This window comes from Streptomyces sp. CA189, from assembly GCF_056428985.1.
On the sequence record NZ_JBWJVM010000191.1, the window covers coordinates 1 to 918 of the forward strand.

General features: G+C 66.8%; 2 protein-coding genes. Both read right to left on the reverse strand.

Annotated elements, in window-relative coordinates:
* Positions 1 to 416: putative T7SS-secreted protein (locus tag AC061S_RS44460; RefSeq protein WP_478691580.1), on the reverse strand; the 416-nt coding region annotated here is incomplete at its 3' end.
* Positions 416 to 918, reverse strand: a 503-nt coding sequence (locus tag AC061S_RS44465; protein WP_478691581.1) for a hypothetical protein, incomplete at its 5' end; no start/stop codon positions are given. The genes AC061S_RS44460 and AC061S_RS44465, both read right to left, overlap by 1 nt.

The window sequence follows — 918 nt, forward strand, 5'->3', positions numbered from 1 at the left end:
GCCGCCTTGAACCAGCGCGGCGGCTCCTTCGCCACCGACTCCCTGAACGAATCAGCCGTCGCGCCCTTCAGGCCATCCGGCTCCCCCACCCCCTTCAGGCCATTGCCGACCTTGTCGAAGGAGGCCTTGAAATCATTCAGGTGGGAGACCTGCGCGCGGATCTTCGACACACTGCCGTAGACCAGCTTGTTCGGATCCTCGGTCTGGCCCAGCTCCAACTCCGCGACATCCGCACCCAGCCGGTTGGCGGCCGAGCGGCTCTTGTCACGGATCCAGTCCCCCGCACCGTCCAGCCCGACGTCCTCCGCCAGCCCGGCCGCCTTGTCGCCGGTCCACTCGACGGCGTCACCGACGTCCTCGACCCGGTCCTCGGCCCAGTCCTCGACCCCGTCCGGAACGAAATCCCGCCACCCCATCAGTGACCGTCCCCATCACGCTTCGCCTGCTCCAACAGGTCCTTCAACGAACCGATCCGCCCCGTCGAGGTAAGCGTGTCCCCGGTATCCGACCAGGTCTTCTTGATGTCCTCGCTGCTCTTCTCGAAAGACTCCCGGCTGTAATCAGGCTTGTAGACGTCCGCAGAGAAAATCTCACCCCACGGCTTCTTCTCGATCTCATCCTCACTGGCGTGCGGATTGCCGTACGCGGCGTTCGCCACCACCCGGAACGTGCCGTGGAGATACTGCTCCTCCTCCCACACCGTGCCCGCCGCGATCCCCAACGACCGCGCGAGGGTACTCGCGTCCTGGACCAGACTCCGAACGCCCCACTCCCAGCGCTCGCAGAAATCCTCGAAGTCGGTGGCGAGCCCGGCGTGCCCGGCCTCCATGCCCGTCATCGCCAGGTTCTCGAAGCCCGCACCCATCGACGCACCGGCCGCGTCCCCCGACTCCCGCAACTCCCCGATCGCCGCCCGCA